Source organism: Chitinivorax sp. PXF-14 (genome assembly GCF_040812015.1).
Classification (GTDB): domain Bacteria; phylum Pseudomonadota; class Gammaproteobacteria; order Burkholderiales; family SCOH01; genus JBFNXJ01.
In genome coordinates this window covers 1-991 of record NZ_JBFNXJ010000038.1, presented here as the reverse complement: position 1 = coordinate 991, position 991 = coordinate 1, and the positions used below count along the sequence as shown (strand labels likewise).

1 pseudogene and 1 other annotated feature are annotated in these 991 nt (G+C 59.8%); the pseudogene reads right to left on the bottom strand.

The window, feature by feature from the left end:
- Positions 1-941 (bottom strand): annotated as a pseudogene (locus tag ABWL39_RS20820) (IS3 family transposase); the annotation flags it as partial.
- Positions 547-663, bottom strand: a sequence feature (AL1L pseudoknot). Its footprint overlaps the pseudogene before it by 117 nt.
- Positions 942-991: the final 50 nt, after the last annotated feature.

Below are 991 nucleotides of genomic sequence, written 5' to 3'. Positions count from 1 at the left end.
GATAGAGACGTACTGGGAACCGCGGTCCGAGTGATGGATTAGGGCGTCCTCACGCTCGGGCTCTCGGGCCCGCAGTGCCTGCTCCAGTGCATCTAGCACGAGGTCTGTGTGCATCGAACTACTCACTCGCCAACCTACGATTCTGCGAGCAAAAACGTCGACAACAAAGGCTACGTACTGCCAGCCTTGCCAGGTCGAAACATAGGTGAAGTCGGACACCCAGAGCTGGTTCGGCCGGTCAGCCTTGAATTGCCGATTGACCCGATCCAACGGACAGGGCTCGACCGCGTTACTGATGGTGGTACGAACCACTTTGCCTCGGGTGACGCCACGCAGGCCCTGACGGCGCATCAGCCGCTCGACGGTGCAGCGTGCCACCACCACGCCTTCCCGGTTCAGTTGCTTCCAGACCTTGTCGGCACCATAGACCTGTAGATTGGCCTGCCACACACGTTCGATCTGCGGGATCAAGACGAGGTCACGTCGGGTGCGCGCCGGCAATAAAGCGGGGTTACAACGCTGTGCTGCGTAGCGACGATAGCCAGACGGGGCAACCTGCAAGACCTTGCAAATCGGCTCGACCCCGAAGGACTCCCGGTGTGCGTCGACGAAGTCCCTCAGGACTTGAGTCGGCGGTCGAGCTCCGCCTGGGCGAAAAACGCACTCGCCAGTTTCAGTATCTCGTTGGCACGGCGCAGCTCTTTGACTTCGCGCTCTAGTTCCTTGAGGCGCTGTTGTTCTGCAGTAGTGGGACCGCTGCGCAGCCCAGTATTGCGTTCATGCTGCCGGAGCCAGCCATGCAAAGTCTGGGAAGCGCAGCCGATCTTGGCGGCAATGGATTCAATGGCAGACCATTGGGATGGGTGTTCGCCTTGACTCTCCAGCACCATGCGCACAGCGCGCTCACGAACTTCCGGGGAGTACTTGATGGGTTTCTTCATGGTTCCATTCTCTCAAGAGTTGGAGCCTCCACCAAACCCGGGGCGGTTCA